The sequence below is a fragment of the Pseudomonas sp. PMCC200344 genome, assembly GCF_030053095.1.
Classification (GTDB): Bacteria; Pseudomonadota; Gammaproteobacteria; order Pseudomonadales; family Pseudomonadaceae; genus Aquipseudomonas; species Aquipseudomonas svalbardensis.
This window is the reverse complement of sequence record NZ_CP125618.1, coordinates 1,187,380-1,208,416: the sequence shown is the minus strand read 5'-3', so window position 1 is coordinate 1,208,416 and position 21,037 is coordinate 1,187,380. Positions and strand designations below refer to the sequence as shown.

At 58.9% G+C, this 21,037-nt stretch carries 18 protein-coding genes; 3 read left to right on the top strand and 15 right to left on the bottom strand.

Translation table 11 applies throughout. From position 1 onward, the window contains the following. Positions 1-56: 56 nt before the first annotated feature. The 5 genes from guaA to QFW87_RS05350 form a co-directional block, all read right to left on the bottom strand. Positions 57-1,634: a glutamine-hydrolyzing GMP synthase gene (guaA, locus tag QFW87_RS05370; protein ID WP_054045341.1), complete on the bottom strand. Its 1,578-nt coding sequence runs from the start codon at positions 1,632-1,634 to the stop codon at positions 57-59. Between the two features lie 93 nt (positions 1,635-1,727). Continuing rightward, positions 1,728-3,197: an IMP dehydrogenase gene (gene guaB, locus QFW87_RS05365; protein ID WP_053123503.1), complete on the bottom strand. Its 1,470-nt coding sequence runs from the start codon at positions 3,195-3,197 to the stop codon at positions 1,728-1,730. 117 nt (positions 3,198-3,314) lie between these two features. After that, the gene (locus QFW87_RS05360; protein WP_283189988.1) at positions 3,315-3,863 is read right to left on the bottom strand and encodes a sugar ABC transporter ATPase; all 549 of its coding nucleotides are present in this window, start codon (positions 3,861-3,863) and stop codon (positions 3,315-3,317) included. A 60-nt stretch (positions 3,864-3,923) separates the two neighbouring features. Continuing rightward, positions 3,924-4,691, bottom strand: a complete 768-nt coding sequence (locus QFW87_RS05355; RefSeq protein ID WP_283189987.1) for a sulfite exporter TauE/SafE family protein — start codon at positions 4,689-4,691, stop codon at positions 3,924-3,926. Between the two features lie 147 nt (positions 4,692-4,838). After that, complete coding sequence (locus QFW87_RS05350) at positions 4,839-5,768, bottom strand: transposase (RefSeq protein WP_283188224.1); 930 nt, start codon at positions 5,766-5,768, stop codon at positions 4,839-4,841. A 351-nt stretch (positions 5,769-6,119) separates the two neighbouring features. Between QFW87_RS05350 and xseA the strand changes: the two genes are divergently transcribed. Further along, positions 6,120-7,499 (top strand): exodeoxyribonuclease VII large subunit, encoded by a 1,380-nt coding sequence (gene xseA / locus QFW87_RS05345; protein ID WP_283189986.1) that lies wholly within the window; start codon positions 6,120-6,122, stop codon positions 7,497-7,499. A 3-nt stretch (positions 7,500-7,502) separates the two neighbouring features. Next, complete coding sequence (locus tag QFW87_RS05340; protein ID WP_283189985.1) at positions 7,503-8,324, top strand: peptidoglycan DD-metalloendopeptidase family protein; 822 nt, start codon at positions 7,503-7,505, stop codon at positions 8,322-8,324. A 136-nt stretch (positions 8,325-8,460) separates the two neighbouring features. Here QFW87_RS05340 and QFW87_RS05335 read toward each other — a convergent pair whose 3' ends face one another. Continuing rightward, positions 8,461-8,817 carry a hypothetical protein gene (locus QFW87_RS05335; protein ID WP_283183098.1) on the bottom strand — a complete coding sequence of 119 codons (357 nt, stop codon included), beginning with the start codon at positions 8,815-8,817 and terminating at the stop codon, positions 8,461-8,463. Positions 8,818-9,215: 398 nt separating this feature from the next. Here QFW87_RS05335 and leuA point away from each other — a divergent pair, with 398 nt between their 5' ends. Continuing rightward, on the top strand, positions 9,216-10,895 hold the full coding sequence (gene leuA, locus QFW87_RS05330; RefSeq protein ID WP_008147766.1) for a 2-isopropylmalate synthase: 1,680 nt from the start codon (positions 9,216-9,218) through the stop codon (positions 10,893-10,895). 205 nt (positions 10,896-11,100) lie between these two features. On the opposite strand, the gene QFW87_RS05325 is transcribed toward leuA, so the two are convergent. The 9 genes from QFW87_RS05325 to pilW all read right to left on the bottom strand — a co-directional run bounded on the left by QFW87_RS05325 (position 11,101) and on the right by pilW (position 21,026). Beyond that, positions 11,101-11,892 carry an amidohydrolase gene (locus QFW87_RS05325; protein WP_095131624.1) on the bottom strand — a complete coding sequence of 264 codons (792 nt, stop codon included), beginning with the start codon at positions 11,890-11,892 and terminating at the stop codon, positions 11,101-11,103. Next, the gene (locus QFW87_RS05320; RefSeq protein ID WP_283189984.1) at positions 11,880-13,028 is read right to left on the bottom strand and encodes a pyridoxal phosphate-dependent aminotransferase; all 1,149 of its coding nucleotides are present in this window, start codon (positions 13,026-13,028) and stop codon (positions 11,880-11,882) included. The genes QFW87_RS05325 and QFW87_RS05320 overlap by 13 nt, the downstream gene beginning before the upstream one ends. Before the next feature lie 349 nt (positions 13,029-13,377). Then, on the bottom strand, positions 13,378-14,847 hold the full coding sequence (der, locus tag QFW87_RS05315; RefSeq protein ID WP_283183095.1) for a ribosome biogenesis GTPase Der: 1,470 nt from the start codon (positions 14,845-14,847) through the stop codon (positions 13,378-13,380). Positions 14,848-14,986: 139 nt separating this feature from the next. Continuing rightward, positions 14,987-16,138, bottom strand: a complete 1,152-nt coding sequence (gene bamB, locus QFW87_RS05310) for an outer membrane protein assembly factor BamB (RefSeq protein WP_283183094.1) — start codon at positions 16,136-16,138, stop codon at positions 14,987-14,989. After that, positions 16,131-16,772, bottom strand: a complete 642-nt coding sequence (locus QFW87_RS05305) for a tetratricopeptide repeat protein (RefSeq protein ID WP_095131572.1) — start codon at positions 16,770-16,772, stop codon at positions 16,131-16,133. Before QFW87_RS05305 ends, bamB begins: the two co-directional genes overlap by 8 nt. Positions 16,773-16,812: 40 nt before the next feature. Further along, positions 16,813-18,102: a histidine--tRNA ligase gene (gene hisS / locus QFW87_RS05300; protein WP_283183093.1), complete on the bottom strand. Its 1,290-nt coding sequence runs from the start codon at positions 18,100-18,102 to the stop codon at positions 16,813-16,815. A 24-nt stretch (positions 18,103-18,126) separates the two neighbouring features. Then, complete coding sequence (ispG, locus tag QFW87_RS05295) at positions 18,127-19,236, bottom strand: flavodoxin-dependent (E)-4-hydroxy-3-methylbut-2-enyl-diphosphate synthase (protein ID WP_283189983.1); 1,110 nt, start codon at positions 19,234-19,236, stop codon at positions 18,127-18,129. A 3-nt stretch (positions 19,237-19,239) separates the two neighbouring features. Next, a complete protein-coding gene (locus QFW87_RS05290; protein ID WP_283189982.1) occupies positions 19,240-20,268 on the bottom strand; it encodes a helix-turn-helix domain-containing protein in 1,029 nt (342 codons plus the stop codon). Beyond that, positions 20,268-21,026 (bottom strand): type IV pilus biogenesis/stability protein PilW, encoded by a 759-nt coding sequence (gene pilW / locus QFW87_RS05285; protein WP_046046033.1) that lies wholly within the window; start codon positions 21,024-21,026, stop codon positions 20,268-20,270. Before pilW ends, QFW87_RS05290 begins: the two co-directional genes overlap by 1 nt. Between the last annotated feature and the right edge of the window lie 11 nt (positions 21,027-21,037).

Genomic DNA, 21,037 nt, shown 5'->3' with positions numbered 1-21,037 from the left:
GTGTTCACACGGCCTTTTCGGTTACCTGCGATCAAGCCATCTAGGCTAGCGCGGGATTATTCCCACTCAATGGTCGCTGGCGGCTTGCTCGACACGTCGTAAGTAACGCGGGAGATGCCTTCGATTTCGTTGATGATCCGGCCGGAAACAGTTTCCAGCAGTTCGTAAGGCAGGTGTGCCCAACGCGCGGTCATGAAGTCGATGGTTTCAACGGCACGCAGGGCAACTACCCAGGCGTAACGACGGCCATCGCCGACAACGCCAACCGATTTCACCGGCTGGAACACCACGAATGCCTGGCTGACTTTGTGGTACCAGTCGGCCTTGCGCAGTTCTTCGATGAAGATGTGGTCGGCGCGACGCAGCAGGTCGGCGTATTCCTTCTTCACTTCACCGAGGATCCGCACACCCAGGCCCGGGCCCGGGAACGGGTGACGGTAGACCATGTCGTACGGCAGGCCGAGTTCCAGGCCCAGACGACGGACTTCGTCCTTGAACAGCTCGCGCAGGGGTTCAACCAGCTTGAGGTTCATTTCTTCCGGCAGGCCACCCACGTTGTGGTGCGACTTGATGACGTGAGCCTTGCCGCTTTTGGCGCCAGCCGACTCGATCACGTCCGGGTAGATAGTGCCTTGTGCGAGGTACTTGATGTTGTCCAGTTTGTTGGACTGGGCATCGAAGACGTCGATGAAGGTACGGCCGATGATCTTGCGCTTCTTCTCCGGGTCGGACTCGCCGGCCAGGTTGTTCAGGAACTGATCTTCAGCGTTGGCGCGGATCACCTTGACGCCCATGTTCTCGGCGAACATGGCCATCACTTGCTCGCCTTCGTGCAGACGCAGCAGGCCGTTGTCGACGAAGACGCAGGTCAGCTGGTCGCCAATGGCTTTGTGCAGCAGCGCGGCAACCACCGAGGAGTCCACACCGCCGGACAGGCCGAGCAGTACGTTGTCGGTGCCGACCTGGGCGCGAATGTTGGCGATGGCGTCTTCAGCAATCTTCGAAGGCGTCCACAAGGCTTCGCAGCCGCAGATGTCGAGGATGAAGCGCGAGAGGATGCGACCGCCCTGCTTGGTGTGGGTCACTTCCGGGTGGAACTGCACGCCGTAGTAGCCACGAGCGTCGTCAAACATGCCGGCGATCGGGCAGCTCGGGGTGCTGGCCAGGATGTGGAATTCCTGAGGCATCTTGGTGACCTTGTCACCGTGGCTCATCCACACGTCGAGGCCGAACAGGCCGTCGGCGTCGATGTGGTCTTCGATGCCGTCGAGCAGGCGGCTCTTGCCGACCACGTCAACACGGGCGTAACCGAACTCACGCAGCTCGGAACCTTCGACCTTGCCACCCAGCTGTTCAGCCATGGTCTGCATGCCGTAGCAGATACCGAAGACCGGTACGCCCAGGTCAAACACCGCTTGCGGGCAGCGCGGGCTGTCGGCTACGTGCACGGACTCGGGGCCACCAGCGAGAATGACGCCTTTTGGAGCGAATTCGCGAATCGCTTCGTCGTCCATGTCGAACGGATGCAGTTCGCAGTACACACCGATTTCGCGCACGCGGCGGGCAATCAGCTGGGTGTACTGGGAACCGAAGTCGAGGATCAGGATGCGGTGAGCGTGAATGTCGAGGGCCATGTGGTCAGTCTCGTCTATGCAGTTCGGTGAAGAGAATCAGAAACAACTCGGGGCTGAAAACAGCCCCGGTTACTTAACTTTTTGCTAGAAGGCTCAACCTACGCGGTAGTTTGGCGCTTCTTTGGTGATCTGTACGTCGTGAACGTGGGACTCGGCCATGCCAGCGCCGGTGATCCGCACGAACTCAGGCTTGGTGCGCATTTCTTCGATGTCGGCACTGCCGGTGTAACCCATCGAGGAACGCAGGCCGCCCATCAGTTGATGGATGATGGCGCTCAGGGTGCCCTTGTAAGGAACACGCCCTTCGATCCCTTCCGGTACAAGCTTCTCGGCGCCTGCCGAGGAGTCCTGGAAGTAGCGGTCGGAGGAGCCTTGAGCCTGGGACATGGCGCCCAGCGAACCCATGCCGCGGTAAGCCTTGTACGAGCGACCCTGGAACAATTCGATCTCGCCTGGCGCTTCTTCAGTACCGGCGAACATCGAGCCCATCATCACGCAGGAAGCACCGGCAACGATGGCCTTGGACAGGTCACCGGAGAAACGGATGCCGCCGTCGGCGATCAACGGAACGCCAGTGCCTTCAAGGGCAGCGGCGACGTTGGCGATAGCACTGATTTGCGGGACGCCGACACCGGCAACGATACGGGTGGTGCAGATCGAGCCAGGGCCGATACCGACCTTGACCGCATCGGCGCCTGCTTCGGCCAAAGCCTTGGCGGCAGCGCCGGTGGCGATGTTGCCGCCGATGACCTGCACTTCAGGGAAGTTCTGCTTGACCCAGCGAACGCGGTCGATCACACCTTTGGAATGACCGTGAGCGGTGTCGACCACCACCACATCAACGCCGGCATTGACCAGGGCAGCGACGCGATCACCGGTGTCTTTACCGGTACCGACTGCAGCGCCAACACGCAGACGACCTTGATCGTCCTTGCTGGCCAGTGGGTAAGCCTTGGCTTTTTCGATGTCGTTGACGGTCATCATGCCTTTGAGGGCAAATTTGTCGTCGACGATCAGCACGCGTTCAATGCGGTTTTTGTGCAACAACTCGCGGACGTCGTTCTTGTCGGCGCCTTCCTTGACCGTGACCAGACGCTCTTTAGGCGTCATCACTTCACGGACAGTGGCTTCCAGACGGTTTTCGAAGCGCACGTCACGGGAAGTGACGATACCGACCAGGTCGCCATCGTGCAGCACGGGAACGCCGGAAATGTTGTGCAGGCGGGTCAGTTCGAACAGTTCACGAACCGTGGCGTCAGCCTCGATGGTGATCGGGTCCTTGACCACGCCGGCTTCGTAACGCTTGACCTTGCGCACTTCGGCAGCTTGCTGCTCGATGGTCATGTTCTTGTGGATGATGCCGATGCCACCTTCCTGAGCCATGGCGATTGCCAGACGGGCTTCAGTGACGGTGTCCATGGCGGCAGAAACCAGAGGAATATTCAGCTCGATGCCACGGGTTAGGCGGGTCTTGAGACTGACTTCGTTAGGAAGCACCTCGGAATAACCGGGCACTAGGAGAATGTCGTCGAATGTCAGAGCTTCTTGGCTGATACGCAGCATCGCGGGGGCTCCCGAGCGGGAAAATGGAAGCGCGCCATTATAGTCAGACACCCCCTCGGGTTCAATGTAAAACTCTGTCTATTATTAGCATTACTGATATACGGGGATTGGCGCTTCCTACAGTTCGACTTTCACCCAACTGACAGGCTGATCAAGCCAATCGGCAAATTCGTCGATAAAGCTCTGCTTGAACCCGGCCTCTGCCCAATTGTTGAAGATAAAACCCAGGTTGGAAAACCCGCATTCCTGCAGGAAAAGAAAGCCGTTGATGTCATCTTCATGCCCGCATTCCGGACAGGTGAAGATATCGGTGCGCCCCGGCATCCACTCTTCCAGGCTGTCGAACAGCGCTTCGCCGACTTCCTTGCGGCACTCGGCGCAGCCCGCCTCTTCAAGAAAACCCTTGGCCGGCGTATAGATGCAGCGCTTGGTGATGATCTCCAGGCCATTGATCGGTTCGCCGAACGGCAGCGCTTCAGGATGCAGCACTACAGCGCGGGCACCGTCGCCGATGGCATGAGCCATGCGGTTGCCGGTGCGGCCGCAGGTGGTCAGCTCTTCTTTAATGATGTTCTTGCGTACCAGCCAACGCACGACCGCCCGGGCCCGGGGTTCGTGCACCGGCAGTGTGGAGATTTTCGGGACAATAATGCTTTGCGAATTCATGGTGCGGCCTGCTGCAACGCTTTAACGAAGCCCGGCAGCATAAGCACCCGGCTTCAGAGGTCAAGTACTCAAATAACGCCCGATCAAGGCAATTCCACTGGCCAGCACCAACCAAGTCACCAGCCGCACGAACGCCTCGCGAGACAATCTCATGGTCAACCGCCGACCGATCCACAGGCCTAATGCCATGGCCGGCAACAAACACAGCGCCAATATCAACAAGGGTAGCTCGGCATACACACCTGCGATGGCGAACAGGCTCAAACGCACCACTGTGCTGCAACTGATCAGCGCACTTTGGGTCGCCCGCGCCGCCTCTTTGGGCAGGCGACTGTTCAAGTAGATCGCATATAAAAAGCCGCCACTGCCAAACAATGCCCCGAACATGCCGCCCACCGTGCCCATCGGCACGGCCCAAGCGGCGGACAATTGCGTCGGACGGGTTTTGACCCACAGGCTATAAACCGCATAGGCGCTGATAAACAGCCCCATCAACAGCAACAACACATCGGATTTCAGATTCAGTAGAAAAATAACCCCCAGCGTGCATCCCACCGCCATGCACGGCAGCAGCCGGAACAACTCAGGCTTCGCCACATCCCGCCGCGAAGGCAGCAGATTGCCGAATGCCGCGACAAAATCCAGCAGCACCAACAGCGGCACGATCTTCGACAGCGGCATGAACAGGATCAGAATCGGCCCCGCCACCAACGCGGTGCCGAAACCGGCAATACCGAACACGATGTAGGCCAGAGCAATGCCCAACGCGATTACCAGCCAGTCCGTAGCGCCGAATGGCCATTGGTTCAACAACTCAAGTACATTCATTCCATGTCTTCCCTGAATCCCGGAGCTGACTTTAAACCTGTGGGAGCAACTGTCTTGGTGATCTTTATTTTGAAGGCATATTGATAGACAGCTGAATTCCCACAGCTTTACGCCATGCGATGCCCTACAGGAACACCGCGACCCGTTTTAGGCCAAGGGTTGTTTCCACTCAGTTCGGTCTCGGATCATGGCGTTCAGTCGTATCAGCAGCACGCGCATACAGGCGATGAGCGCTACTTTTGCGCATTTGCCCTTACGACGCAGTGCGTCATACCGCGCTTTGAACTCAGGCTGTCGCTGAATCACCACCCAGCACGCCATGTACATCGCGCGACGCGCAGCAAACCTGCCGCCGCTAATATGGCGCGGACCTTCATGCTTGCCGCTGTCATCGTTGTAGGGGGCTATGCCTGCCAGCGCTGCAATCTCGTGCCGTCCAACCTCGCCCAGCTCAGGCAAATAGGCCATTAAGCTGGCTGCCGTCACGAGCCCTATTCCCTTGACCGAGCACAAACGGGCTATTTTATCACTGTCCAGGTCTTGGGCACTTTGACGGATCAACTTCTCTATCGACTTTATTGCTTGGCATAAATAGTCGATATGCCTCTGCAGACAGGGTTTTACCCGGTCTACAGAGGCTGTTTTGAGGCGCCGAATATCATCGCTTTGCTGCTGAACAAAGTTTTCACGTTGCTGTACCAGCGCACGCAAATTGTCCTGTTCAGGGCTGGTGATGCGGTTGCTTGGCGACTTTATGACTTCTGCAAACTGCGCGAGAAGTCGCGCATCTATCGGGTCGGTTTTAGCGTGCTGCCCCATCGCCTTGGCAAAGTTCTTGGCGCGACGAGGGTTGATCCGCAAGACTTCGAAGCCCGCGGCCTGAAGCGCTTTCATGGCCTCTCGCTCATAGCCGCCGGTGGCTTCCAGCAATACGCGGTTGACCTGGTAGCGCTTTAACCAATCAATCAGCGCAAGGAAGTCACTGGCGGTATTGAGGTAACTTGCGCCAACGTCTTGCGGGTTAATCCGAACCTCAAGAGTATCTTTGGCAACGTCGATGCCTGCGCAGGAAAACATAGCTGAATCCTCTTACACTCAAAGGTGAGAGCACTCTGGCTGGGCACCACGCTTGTAAATGTTCGAGGTAGGCTCGTTCAACTGTTCGGGCTCAATAACCAGAGTGGAGAGGTGAATGGCAGCATGGGCTCCCACACGTGCTTTAAGCACTCCGGGCATTCAGCTTGCCATTCACCGCTCTCATCCTCAGTCTAATTCCTGCGCAAGACACAAGCGGGCTTACTCGCGAATGCGGAGTATCAGTCGATAGCAATGTGAATGACAGAATGCATTCGCGAGCAAACCCGCTCCCACAGGGGATTTGCGTGGACTCATGGAGATTGTTTGCCGAATGCCTTTATCATGCGCCCCATGATTAAAGATCCCTTTGCAAGACTCGGCCTGGACCGTGAAGTCCTGACTGTCAGCCAGCTCAACGGCCGCGCGCGGGTGTTGCTCGAAGACGTGTTCAGCAACATCTGGGTTGAAGGCGAAATCTCCAACCTCGCCCGTCCGGCGTCCGGTCATGTGTATTTCACCCTCAAGGACAGCGGCGCCCAAGTGCGTTGCGCACTGTTCCGGCAGAACGCGGCGCGGGTGCGTCAGGCGTTGAAGGATGGTCTGGCGGTCAAGGTCCGCGGCAAGGTTTCGCTGTTCGAGGGCCGCGGCGACTATCAGCTGATCCTCGATACCGTGGAGCCGGCCGGTGACGGTGCGCTGCGTCTGGCCTTCGATGCGCTGAAGGAAAAACTCAGGGCCGAAGGCCTGTTCAGTGCCGAGCGCAAAGTACCGCTGCCGGCGCATCCGCAACGCATCGGCATCATCAGCTCGCCCACCGGCGCGGTGATCCGCGACATCATCAGCGTATTCCGCCGCCGCGCGCCGCAAGTGCAGCTGACGCTGATCCCCACTGCCGTGCAGGGTCGCGAAGCCACCGCGCAGATTGTCCGCGCACTGAAACTGGCGGACGCCCGCGGTTTCGACGCGCTGATTCTGGCCCGCGGCGGTGGTTCGCTGGAAGACCTCTGGTGCTTCAACGAAGAAGCCGTGGCCCGCGCCGTGGATGCTTGCGTGACGCCAATTGTCAGCGCCGTCGGCCATGAAACCGACGTGTCGATCAGCGACTTCGTGGCCGACGTTCGCGCCCCGACGCCTTCCGCCGCCGCCGAACTGCTCGCGCCGGATTCCAGCGATCTGGTCCGTCGGGTCGAAAGCCTGCATCGTCGTCTAGTGATGCGCATCCGCGACCGTTTGATGCGTGATCGACTGCGCCTGGAAGGCATGTCTCGTCGCCTTCGTCATCCCGGCGAACGTCTGCGCCAGCAAGCGCAACGCCTTGATGACCTGGACATGCGCATGCGCCGCGCGTTCGAACGCAGCCTCAATACCCGCCGCGAACGGCTGATCCGTCTGGAAACCCGGCTCGCCGGGCAACATCCCGGTCGGCAACTGGCGATGCTTCGTCAGCGCCTCGACAACTTTGCCGAACGCCTGCCCCGCGCCATGCGCGAAGGTCTGAAATCCCGTAGCCTGCAACTGCAAAGCCAGATGCAGACGCTGCATGTGGTCAGCCCTCTTGCAACCCTTGCCCGTGGCTACAGCATTCTGTTGGATGAACGCGGCAACGCGATTCGCAGCGCCGAGCAAACCCACACGGGTCAGCGCCTGAAAGCCAAACTCGGCAACGGCGAGCTGCAAGTGCGGGTCGAAGACAATCACCTGACGCCTGTCACCCTTTCTTTACTGGATTGATCCATGCCGCGTTTTTTTGCTCCGCTGCTGTTGCTCTGCCTGACCTTCAACGCCCACGCCGACAGTTACATCACCCGTCTGTTGAACAAACCGGTGCCGGGCGGCGTGGCCGTAGTGGATCTGGGCGCCGCTGCGCAGGCGCCGAAGGCCAGTTATCAAGGCAAGCCTGTGCTGGTGGTCAAGGAACAGAACAACTGGCTGGCGATTGTCGGTGTGCCGCTGACGGTTAAACCGGGCACGCAGCAGGTCAGCAGTGGCGGGCGGAATCTGAGTTTCACGGTCGGCAACAAGAAATACCCGGAACAGCACATCACTCTGAAGAATAAGCAGCAGGTCAACCCGGATCCGGAAAACCTCAAGCGCATTGAGCGCGAATTGGCCGAGCAGATTACTGCCTACCGCACGTTCAGCCCGAATACGCCGAGCAATTTGTTGTTGGACAAACCGGTGAACGGCCCGCTGTCGAGCAAGTTCGGCGTGCGCCGCTTCTTCAATGGTGAAGAGCGTAATCCCCACTCTGGCCTGGATTTCGCCGTCGGCGCTGGCACACCGATCAAGACCCCGGCTGCCGGCAAGGTGATCCTGATCGGCAACTATTTCTTCAACGGCAACACAGTGTTTGTCGACCATGGGCAGGGGTTTATCAGCATGTTTTGCCACATGTCGAAAATCGACGTGAAGGTTGGCCAGCAATTGGCCCGTGGTGGGGTGGTCGGGAAAGTGGGGGCCACCGGGCGGGCGACCGGGCCGCATATGCATTGGAACGTCAGCCTGAATGATGCGCGGGTTGATCCGGCTATCTTTATAGGTGCATTTCAGCCCTGAATATTGAGTGAGGCGACTGGCCCCATCGCGAGCAGGCTCGCTCCCACAGTTGATCGGCGTGAATGCAGATTTTGTATTCACCAAAAATCCAATGTGGGAGCGAGCCTGCTCGCGATGGGGGCATCACTGACGCCGTTTATTCCGCCTCAAGGTCTTCAATCCCATGGATTTCCCTGTGCGCCAGGCACTCTTTGATCCAGGCCTGAGTTTCCTCCGAAAAGCCCGCCAACTCCTCAGCGCTGATCAACTCATGAGTACACAACCCCAGCAAGTGACCAGGCGCCTCATTGCGTGAGTGCCTGAACACGCCAAAAGCCCAATACAGTTCTTGTTGACCGGCCTTCAGCCTTTCTTCGCTGGCTTCTATCCGCTCATAAGGTCCAATGCTTTTATCCAGCACCGTGCGCTCGACCTCCTCCATGATCCGGATGCATAGCCGCTCATGGGCCAACGGACGCAGTGCGCTATAAAGCTTCCAATCCGACTCGTTCATTGTCGACTCCTGCCTGCCAGTAGTCCTTGGTGAGGCTTTAAGAATAGCCGCGCTGAGACGCCCCATCACCGAAAGCCTTCAATTGCGCATCGCTCAAACCTCGCGCAAACATAAAAACAATCACCACCCTTCACCGCAATAAAATCTCGATATAGAAGACTTTTAGAGGATTCCTCTCAATTTTTTTCGACCGCTTGCCATCCTTCACCCTCGCGGTTAGGGTTGAAGGCATGAAAACCTTTCACACCCTCATTCAGCTTCGCCAGCACCGCAGCCTGTGCCTCGTCAGTGCACGACTGCCAGGCTGAATCGCGGTGCCTCGTCCTACGCTTTATCCCCAGAACATTTGATACACCGGCAGGCCGCCTTTTTTCGGCCAACACAATAAGGATTTCCCGATGAGCATGCTCAAAGACCCGTCTTCGAAATACCGCGCGTTCCCGACCATCGACATCCCGGACCGCACCTGGCCGTCGAAGACCATTACCGCCGCGCCGATCTGGTGCAGCTCCGACCTTCGTGACGGTAACCAGTCGCTGATCGAGCCAATGGACGCGGTCAAGAAGCTGCGTTTCTGGAAAACCCTGGTGTCGGTCGGCGTGAAAGAAATCGAAGCGTCGTTCCCGGCGGCTTCGCAAACCGACTTCGACTTCGTGCGCACCCTGATCGAAGGCAACCACATCCCGGACGACACCACCATTCAGGTGCTGACCCAGGGCCGTGAAGATTTGATCGAGCGCACCTTCGAATCCCTGCGCGGGGCGAAGAAAGCCATCGTTCACCTGTACAACGCCACCTCTCCTTCCTTCCGACGCATTGTCTTCAACCAGGACAAGGAAGGGGTCAAGGCCATCGCCGTGAACGCGGCCAAGCTGTTCGTCAAATATGCCGCCCAGCAGCCAAACACCGAATGGACCTTCGAATACTCGCCAGAAACCTTTAGCGCCACTGAGCTCGAGTTCGCCAAAGAAGTCTGCGACGCGGTGATCGAGGTCTGGAACCCGACGCCTGAGCACAAGGTGATTCTCAACCTGCCAGCCACCGTCGAATGCGCGACCCCGAACATCTATGCCGACCAGATCGAATGGTTCGGCCGTCACATCAACCGTCGTGACAGCGTGATCATCAGCCTGCACACCCACAACGACCGTGGCACCGGCGTGGCCGCCACCGAGTTGGGCCTGATGGCCGGCGCCGACCGTGTCGAAGGCTGCCTGTTCGGCAACGGCGAACGCACCGGTAACGTCGATCTGGTGACCGTGGCGTTGAACCTCTACACCCAGGGCATTCACCCTGAGCTGGATTTCTCCGACATCGACGGCGTGCGCAAAGTCGTCGAAGAATGCAACCAGATCCAGGTGCACCCACGCCACCCGTACGTCGGCGACCTGGTTCACACCGCGTTCTCCGGCTCCCACCAGGACGCCATCCGCAAGGGCTTCGCCCAGCAAAAACCGGACGCCCTGTGGGAAGTACCGTACTTGCCGATCGACCCGGCCGATATCGGCCGCAGCTACGAGGCGGTGATCCGCGTCAACAGCCAGTCGGGCAAGGGCGGTATCGCTTACCTGCTGGAACAGGAATACGGCATCAGCTTGCCGCGTCGCATGCAGATCGAGTTCAGCCAGGTTGTGCAGCGTGAAACCGACCGTCTGGGCCTCGAGATGACGGCTCAGCAGATCCATGCGCTGCTGCACAGCGAGTACTTGCAGGCCAACACGCCGTATGCGCTGGTCAGCCATCGCCTGCAGGAAGAAAACGGTCACAGCGCCGTGGAAGTGGAAGTGTCTGGTAAAGGTCAGGGTGAAACCAACCTGCACTGGCGTGGCAAGGGCAACGGCGCCCTGGAAGCGCTGGTGGCCGGTCTGCCGATTCCGGTTGAAATCATGGACTACAACGAACACGCCATCGGTTCGGGCACCAATGCCAAGGCGGCGGCCTACATCGAGCTGCGTGTGAACGGTGAACGTGCGGTGCACGGCGTCGGTATCGATGAAAACATCACCACCGCCAGCTTCAAGGCCCTGTTCAGCGCACTGAACCGCTCGTTGAGCCAGCCGGAAGCGAAAGCGGCGTAAGCCTTCGCTGAAACATGAAAGGCCCCGAGGTGCGAACCTCGGGGCCTTTTTGTTTGCCTGTATTTTTTGTGTCGCCTGTCATGGCCTCATCGCGAGCAGGCTCGCTCCCACATTGGGTTTTGGATGAACACAAAATTGGGGGTTCACACGATCTACTGTGGGAGCGAGCCTGCTCGCGATGACGGCAGGTCAGGCAACGACAATTTCAGGTGAACTCGAAGGTATCGGCGTCCAGGTTCGCCGGAAAGCGTGTTCGATAAGCCTGAAGATCTGCAGCGTTCAGAACGACTTGAAACACGCCATCGGCTTCGCCCGCACTGAGTAACGTCTCCCCCTGGAAGTCCAGCACCTGACTGTCGCCGGTATACGCGAAACCTTTGCCGTCAGTACCAATGCGATTCACCGCCGCCACATAGCAGAGGTTTTCAATCGCCCGTGCTGGCAGCAAACGGTTCCAGTGCTGACGCCGTGCCCCCGGCCAGTTGGCGGTGTACAGCAGCAAATCGGTGTCCTGAGCATCGCGGCTCCAGACCGGGAAGCGCAGGTCGTAGCAAATCAGCGGACGCACTCGCCAGCCCTTGAGTTCGAACTGCACCTGACGCTCGCCGGGGGTGAAGTGGTTGTGTTCGCCGGCCATGCGGAACAGATGGCGCTTGTCGTAGTGCCACACCTCCCCGTCCGGCCGCGCCCACAACAGGCGATTGCGATGGCTGCCGTCAGCCGCCTGGACGATCACGCTGCCGGTGATCACCGCATCGAGTTTCGCTGCCTGAACCCGCAGCCATTTGCTGGTCGGACCATTTTCCGACTCGGCGAGGGTCTCCGATTCCATGGAAAAACCGGTGGTGAACATCTCCGGCAAAATGATCAGGTCAGCGCCGCGAGCCTGTTCCAGCAACGGCTCGAAATGCTCCAGATTGGCCTGACGATCATGCCAGGCCAGGGTGGTCTGGATCAGCGCGATGTTCAGATTGGGTAGCGCACTCAGATCACGCATAGTTTTGCCGCTGCTTCACGCAGGGTCTCCTCGCGTTTGGCGAAGCACAGGCGCACCAGGCGCTGGCCTTCGGGTGGGGTCTGGTAGAACACCGAGATCGGGATGCTCGCCACGCCATGTTCGCGGGTCATCCACAACGCCATCTCGACGTCATTGAGGTCCGGGCGGATCTGCGAGTAATCGACCAATTGGAAATACGTGCCGGCCACTCGGGTGAAACTGAAGCGAGACGGCGCCAGCAAATCGCAGAACAGATCGCGCTTGGCCTGATAGAAAGCCGGCAGTTCTTCGACGTGTTCCGGGTGTCCGGCCATGAAGTCGGCCAAGGCGTATTGCAGCGGCGTTACACCGCAGAAACTGACGTATTGGTGAACCTTGCGCAGCTCCGCTGTGAGGGCCGGCGGTGCGACCACGTAGCCGGTTTTCCAGCCAGTGACGTGATAGGTCTTGCCAAAGGAGCTGACCACGAAAGCACGCTGGTACAGCTCTTGGTGATTCAGCACGCTGACGTGAGGCACGCCATCGAACACCAGGTGTTCGTAGACCTCATCGCTGATGACATAGATGTCGCGGTCGCGAATCAAAGCCGCCAGCTGATCCAGCTCGGCACGATTGATCAGCGCGCCGCTTGGGTTGTGCGGGGTGTTGAGGATGATCATCCGCGTGCGTGGGGTAATGGCTTCACCCAGCTTCTGGAAGTCGATGGAAAAGTCATTCAGGCCCAACTGCACATGGACGCAGCGACCACCGGCCAGCTCAACCGAAGGTTCATAACTGTCGTAGGCCGGATCGAACACGATAACTTCGTCGCCGCTGTGGATAATCGCCTGAATGGCGCAAAAGATCGCCTGGGTTGCACCGGGCGTGACTGTCACTTCATGGTCGGCATCCACATTGACGCCGTAGCTGCGGGCGATCTTCGCCGCAATCTGCTGACGCAATGCAGGGAGGCCGGTCATCGGCGAATACTGGTTGTGGCCACTGGCGATATGCCGACCGACTGCATCGCACAGGGCCTGCGGCGCATCGAAATCGGGAAAACCCTGGGACAGGTTCAGCGCCCCGGTTTGCGCCGCAAGCTGAGACATCTTAGTGAAGATAGTGATGCCGACATTCGGCAGCTTACTGGTGATCATCGGTGGTTCCCTGCTCTACACCCGGCGCTAACGGCGGCGCGGGAGAGCCGAGGATAGCCCAAACGGCGCCCATAAAAAAAGGGCGCCTTAAGCGTAATGCCAATCAGTTAAGCCAAAACGCGATCCGTAGCAGCTGGCGAAGCCTGCGTTCGGCTGCGCAGCAGTCGTGAAATCAGACGATGCGGTGTTTCAGGAAGACCGCAAACTCAGGTTTTACGACTGCTGCGCAGCCGAACGCAGGCTTCGCCAGCTGCTACGGATTGTGTCGTTCCTTAACTGATCGGCATTACGCCTTAAGCGCCCTTTTTGGAACCCGATCCTGTGGGACAGGAGCCAGGCAAGTCTACAATCAGCGCTTGTCTCTACGCTTCTTGTCGGCTTTCTTGTGGTGCGACATCATGCGACGCTTCTTGTTGACCTGACGGTCGGTGAGCGAGTTCTTGTTGCCTTCGTACGGGTTCTCGCCGCCCTTGAACTCGATGCGGATCGGCGTACCGACCAGCTTCAAGACACGACGGTAAGTGTTTTCCAGGTAACGAACGTAAGACTTCGGCACCTTCTCGATCTGGTTACCGTGAATCACGATGATCGGCGGGTTGGCACCACCCAAGTGGGCGTAACGCAGCTTGATCCGGCGGTTGTTGACCATCGGTGGCGCGTGCTCACCGACCGCATCTTCCAGAATCGTGGTCAGGCGGTTGGTCGGCCAGCGGGTGACCGCAGACTTGAACGAGTTCTGTACGGAGGCGTAGAGGTTGCCCACGCCCGTGCCGTGCAGGGCCGAGATGAAGTGAATGTCGGCATAGTCAACGAAGAACAGTCGACGTTGCAGCTCGACCTTCACGAAGTCGCGCTCGCTCGGCGTCATGCCGTCCCACTTGTTGATCGCGATCACCAGCGCACGACCCGACTCAATGGCGAAGCCCAGCAGGTTGAGATCGTGATCGACCACGCCTTCGCGGGCGTCCATCACAAAGATCACCACGTTGGCGTCTTTGATGGCTTGCAGGGTTTTGACCACGGAGAATTTTTCAACTTCTTCGTGGATCTTGCCGCGCTTGCGCACACCCGCGGTGTCGATCAGCGTGTACTTCTCGTCGTTACGCTCGAACGGGATGTAGATACTGTCGCGGGTGGTGCCGGGCTCGTCATAAACGATTACCCGGTCTTCACCGAGCATACGGTTGACCAGGGTCGACTTGCCGACGTTCGGGCGGCCGATGATCGCGATCTTGATCCCGTCTTTTTCGCTCGGGCCAGGAATGCGCTTGGCTTCCTCGCCTTCGGCAACGATCTCTTCCTCGCCTTCTTCCAGCTCGTCATCGTCTTTCGGGAAGGTGCTCAGCGCGATTTCCAGCATCTGGGTGATGCCACGACCGTGGGCACCGGCGATCGGAATCGCGTGGCCCATGCCCAACGGGGCGAATTCGGCGCGGGCCATTTCAGGGTCGATGTTGTCGACCTTGTTGGCAACCACGTAAGAACGCTTGTTACGTTTGCGCAAATGCTCGGCGATCATCTGGTCGGCGGCGGTAAAACCAGCCTTGGCATCTACCAGGAACAGAACGACATCCGCTTCTTCAATGGCCAGCAGCGACTGCTCGGCCATTTTTTCGTCCATACCGTGCTCGTCACCGGAGATACCGCCGGTGTCGACCAGAATGTAGGAACGCCCTTGCCACTTGGCCTCACCGTATTGGCGATCACGGGTCAGACCGGACAAGTCGCCGACGATGGCGTCGCGAGTCCTGGTCAGGCGGTTGAACAAGGTGGACTTGCCGACGTTCGGTCGGCCCACCAGGGCGATTACGGGAACCATGCGGCTCTCCACTTCGTTATTTCAGAAAATACAAAAGCCGCTGCGAGGCAGCGGCTGGTGCTCGGGGCAGCGCTTGAGGGCGCTGCGAACCCCGTCAAACGGGGCTGCCTGGGGGTTAACCCCAAGCATAGTCAAACCTTTACTTAATGGTCAGGGCTTCCAGCTTGCCACTGTTGCCATACAGATAAATCGTGTCACCCACCACCAGCGGACGGGCACGCAGGCCGTCGCTGTCGATGCGCTCGCGGCCGACGAAACGACCGTCCACCTGGCTCAGCAGATGCAGGTAACCTTCCATATCACCGACAGCAACATAGCTGGAGAACACTTCCGGAGCCGACAGTTGACGACGGGCCAGCGAATCGTTGCTCCACAAAGCTGTGGTGGAACGTTCGTCGACGCCTTCAACGGTGCCCGAAGACAGGCTCACGTAGACGCTGCCAAAACCCTGGGCGACACCGGCATAGCTGGAAGCATCACGCTGCCAGAGCTGACGACCGCTTTCCAGATCCAGTGCCGCAACGCGACCCTGATAGCTGGCGACATACAGCGTACCGCCGGACAGCAGCAGGCCACCGTCGATATCGACGACGCGCTCCAGTTCCGAACGACCCTGTGGAATTGCTACCCGTTGTTCCCACACCGGCACGCCGTTGGAAATATCGAGAGCGACCACTTTACCGGTCGACAGGCCAGCCACCGCGAGGCGGTTGGTGACGATCGGCGCGCTGGTGCCGCGCAGGGTCAATACCGCTGGAGTGCTGTCATACAACCAGCGCTGGGTGCCAGTAGCGGCATCCAGACCGATCAGACGGTCATCCTGAGTCTGAACGACAACGACATCACCGTTGTTGACCGGCGGTGCGAGGACTTCACTGGACACGCGAGCGCGCCATTTCTCTTCACCATTGATGGCGTCCAGGGCAACGATTTCACCCTTGACCGTACCGATCAGGAGCAAACCGTAACTCACGCCGACGGCGCCGGAAACAGGCAGTTCGAGATCTTTCTTCCATTTGACGTCGCCATTGCTGCGATCCATCGCCATCACCACACCGGTGACGTCGGCGGCATAGATGGTATCGCCATCGATCGCCGGAACCAGCATGTTGTACGATTCGCCCTGACCGTCACCGATCGAACGACTCCACTGCTTTTGCAGAACCACTTCTTCTTTGAAGTCGGTCAACTCGGCCGGTGGCAGTTCTTTTTTGCTGTTGCTGCTGCAACCCGCGGCCAATATGGCCAGAGCCAGCAATGCTGCATGTTTCCAACGAATCACGTCACGCATCCCCTTTGGCCAGGTCGTCCAGCTTGATTTGTAGGCCACCCACTGCCGCTTCATCCGACAGTGCCGCCTTGGCTTTTTGATACGCCGTGTTCGCTTCGTCGGTACGACCCAACTGCACCAGCAGGTCGCCTTTGAGTTCTTCGCGAGTGGCCAGGAATGCTTTATCGGCATCGCCTTCGAGCAGTTTCAAGGCTTCATCGGCCTTGTTCTGCGCGGCCAGCACCTGTGCCAGACGCTGACGAGCAATTTCGCCCAACGCCGGGTTGGCCGGTTTGGCAACAATGGCTTTCAGCTCGCTGGCTGCGTCATCCAGCTTGCCGCTGTCGACCGCGACTTTTGCCACGAACAGGCTGCCGTACTGCGCGTAAGCGCTACCGCCGAACTCGCTGTTGAGCTTGCCGGCCAGGTCCGCAACACGGGCGGCATCAGGTTTGCCGTCTGGCGTCAGCGTGGTTTCCAGCAGTTGCTGATAGAGCATCGAGGCGCCTTGCGACTGATTGCTCTGATACTTTTGAAAGGCCTGCCAGCCGAACACGATGACCAGCGCCAACAGGCCGCCAGTGACCAGGGGCTTGCCGTTGCGTGTCCACCAGTCCTTCAAATCCGACAGCTGTTCGTCTTCGGTACTCGACACCCCAATACTCCTTAATCGCTAAATCGGCTGTTTGACAGCTTCAACCCTGCACGACGCAGGTGGCCAGGTGTGCAGCAAGCGCATCCCAGGCAATGCTTTGTTGTTCGCCCTGGCCACGCAGGGGTTTGAAACCTACCACTTGCTGGGCCATTTCGTCGTCACCGAGGATTAGCGCGTACAACGCACCGCTCTTGTCGGCTTTCTTGAATTGGCTTTTGAAGCTGCCGGCGCCGGCATTCACTTGCAGGCGCAGGTTGGGCAATTGATCACGAACACGTTCACTCAGGGTCAGACCGGCCAGCTCGGCGGCTTCACCGAAGGCGCAGAGGTAAACGTCGACCTGACGGGAAATCTCTTCCGGGATCTGCTCCAGGGTTTCAAGCAGCAGCACCAGGCGCTCGATGCCCATGGCAAAACCAACGCCCGAGGTCGGCTTGCCGCCCATCTGCTCCACCAGACCGTCGTAACGACCGCCGGCACACACGGTGCCTTGGGCGCCCAACTGGTCGGTGACCCATTCGAAAACGGTCTTGCTGTAGTAATCCAGCCCGCGAACCAGCTTCGGGTTGATCACGTAAGGAATGCCGGCGGCGTCCAGGCGAGCCTTCAGGCCCTCGAAGTGCACGCGGGATTCTTCGTCGAGGTAGTCGGCCATTTTCGGCGCGTCGACCAGGACCGCTTGAGTGTCGGCGTTCTTGGTATCCAGAACCCGCAAAGGGTTGGTTTTCAGACGGCGCTGGCTGTCTTCGTCCAGCTTGTCCAGGCGGGCCGAAAGGAATTCGACCAGCGCTTCGCGATAACGACCGCGGGACTCGGCAGTGCCGAGGCTGTTGAGTTCGAGCTTGACCGCATCACGGATGCCCAGCTCGCCCCACAGGCGCCAGGTCAGCACGATCAGCTCGGCATCGATGTCCGGACCATCTAGGTTGAAGACTTCGCAACCGATCTGGTGGAACTGGCGATAACGGCCTTTCTGCGGACGTTCGTGGCGGAACATCGGGCCGATGTACCAGAGTTTCTGCACCTGGCCACCGCCGGTGATGCCGTGCTCAAGCACCGCACGCACACAGGCCGCCGTGCCTTCAGGGCGCAGGGTCAGGGAGTCGCCGTTGCGGTCGTCGAAGGTGTACATCTCTTTTTCGACGATGTCGGTCACTTCACCGATGGAGCGCTTGAACAGCTCGGTGAACTCGACGATCGGCATGCGGATCTGCTTGTAACCGTAGTTATCCAGCAAACGCGAGACGGTGCCCTCGAAATGACGCCACAGGGGAGTCTGCTCGGGCAGGATGTCGTTCATGCCACGTATGGCTTGCAGAGACTTGCTCACTATAAATCCTTAAATTCGTTCGACTTAGCCGCGCGCAATGACTGCTGCGTCAGCTTCGACCTTTTCGGCCGCTTTCTGACGGATCAAGCGTTCAAGCTCATCCACCAGATTGTCATTCGACAGTTTCTGCGACGGCTTGCCGTCGATGTAAATCAGGTTTGGCGTGCCGCCGGTCAAGCCGATGTGGGCTTCCTTGGCTTCGCCCGGTCCGTTGACCACGCAACCAATGACCGCAACATCCAATGGCACCAGCAGGTCTTCAAGGCGCCCTTCCAGCTCGTTCATGGTTTTGACCACATCGAAGTTCTGCCGCGAGCAGCTCGGGCAGGCGATGAAGTTGATGCCACGGGAACGCAGATGCAGGGATTTGAGAATGTCGTAGCCGACTTTCACTTCCTCGACCGGGTCGGCCGCCAACGAGATGCGAATAGTATCGCCAATCCCTTCGGCGAGCAGCATACCGAGGCCCACGGCGGATTTCACCGTGCCTGAACGCAAACCACCGGCTTCGGTGATGCCCAGGTGCAGCGGCTGAACGATTTCCTTGGCCAGCAAGCGGTAAGCGGCGACGGCCATGAACACGTCGGAGGCTTTCACGCTGACCTTGAAGTCCTGGAAGTTCAGACGCTCGAGGTGCTCGACGTGACGCAGGGCAGATTCAACCAGCGCAGCCGGAGTCGGCTCGCCGTATTTCTTTTGCAGGTCTTTTTCCAGGGAACCGGCGTTCACGCCGATGCGAATCGGAATCCCGCGATCACGCGCGGCATCGACTACCGCACGCACGCGGTCTTCGCGACCGATGTTGCCCGGATTGATGCGCAGGCAGTCAACGCCCAGTTCGGCTACGCGCAGAGCGATCTTGTAGTCGAAGTGAATGTCGGCAACCAAAGGTACTTTGACCAGCTTCTTGATCTTGCCGAAGGCTTCAGCGGCATCCATATCGGGAACGGAAATTCGCACGATATCGACGCCAGCCGCTTCCAGACGATTGATCTGGGCCACGGTGGCGGCGACGTCATTGGTGTCGCTGTTGGTCATGCTCTGCACAGCGATAGGCGCATCGCCGCCAACAGGCACGTTACCGACCCAGATCTTGCGGGATTCGCGACGTTTGATTGGAGATTCGCCGTGCATGACTTATTGACCCAACTTCAGGCGAGCAGTCTCGCCACTGGTGAACGGAGCGACATCAACCACCTGCCCGTTGTAGCTGACCTGCGCGCCACGGGCGAAGCCCAGACGCACGGAAAACGGTGGCTTGCCGCTCACGGAAACGTTTTCGCCTTTACGCTTGAGACCACTCAACAGCACCTTGCCGGTGCCATCGGTCACTTGCGTCCAGCAATCGGCAGTGAATTGCAGTTGAACCTGGCCTTGGCCGGCAACCGGAGCAGCAGCTGCTGGAGCGGGAATGGTCGGAGTAACCGAAGCGCTCGCAGGCGGGGTCGATACAACAGGAGCAGTCGGGGATGTCGCGGCCGGAGTCGCGACAACCGGAGCAGTGCTATGCGCAGGTGCAGCGGGTGTTGGCGCTGTAGCAACCGGTGCAGCAGGCGCAGTCGCTTCAGCTTCGGCCGGTGCTTCACTCGAAGTCTCGGATTGCGGCAACGCAAGAGCGGTTGTGCCTTCAGCCTGACCTTCCGCGACGGCCTGGTCTTCCGGCTCGTCCAGCGGATGGATCTGGGTGGTGCCGTCAGCGCCTTCGACTTCAACGTGTTCCGGGCTCAGGCTAGTCAGGTCTTTGCTGCGCAATGAGGTTTGATCCTGCCACCAGACAAAACCACCACCAATCACTGCGAACAGCAACAGCAGGCTGACAATTCGCAAAATAGTGTGGGAAACCCGAACCGGCTCTTCGATACGTCCCAGGCTATGAACGTTGCTGCCCTGGGAGTCGGTGCCGGTGGATTGGTCGAACTGTTGGACCAGTACGGTTTGATCCATGCCGAGCAGTTTCGCGTAGGCGCGAATATAACCTCGAGCAAAGGTATGCCCAGGCAGCTTGTCGAAAGCGCCGGCTTCCAGATTGCTCAGGGAATTTACGGTGAGGTTGAGCTTGAGGGCCACTTCGGCCAGCGACCAGCCATTGCTTTCGCGAGCCTGGCGCAAAGTCTCACCGGGATTAACGCGATTCGCTGCTACAACTTCGGGATGCGCCGCTTTCATCATTGCTCCGACAGGTATTGCTGATATTCCGGCGTACCGGGATAGAGTCGTTTTAGTTGCAGGCCAAAACTGGCGGCCTTGTCGCGATCATCAAACACTTTTGCCAGTCGAACGCCGAGCAATAGACTACGTGCATTTTGCTCGGTGAGCAGGCTAAAACGATCGTAATAGTCACGCGCGGGCACATAATGCCTGTCTTCGAAGGACAACTCAGCCATTTCCAGCAATGCACGTGGCTGTTGGCGATTCAAACGCAGAGCTTTTTCCAGCTGCTGCTGCGCCAGATCGCGCTGCCCCAGCTTCGAAGCGGTCATTCCAAGGTTCTCGAACACCCGCGAACGCTCAGGATACAAGGTATCGGCGGCGGCCTGTTCAAAGCGCTCATACGCCTCTTTGTAGCGTTTCTCTTCGAAAAGAAAACTGCCGTAGTTGTTCAGGATTCGCGCATCGTTGGGGCGGGAAGACAGCGCCTTGCGAAAATGCTGATCCGCCAGCTCCGGCTCCATCTCGGCCTGGAATACCAGACCCAGCGCAGCGTTGGCGTCTGGATCCGAGTCATCCAGATCCAGCGCTTTCTTCAACGGTACTTTCGCCCGTTCGGTCATGCCCTGCTGCAAGTACCCCAAGCCCAGCTGCACATAGGCAACGCGCGCCTCATCGCGGCCCTTGCTGGTCTTCATCGGGTTGAAATCGCCCGACAGGACACAACCAGCACACAGGCTGGCCAACAGCAAAAGCAGCGCGAAGCGCAGGGACATAGAGATCCTCT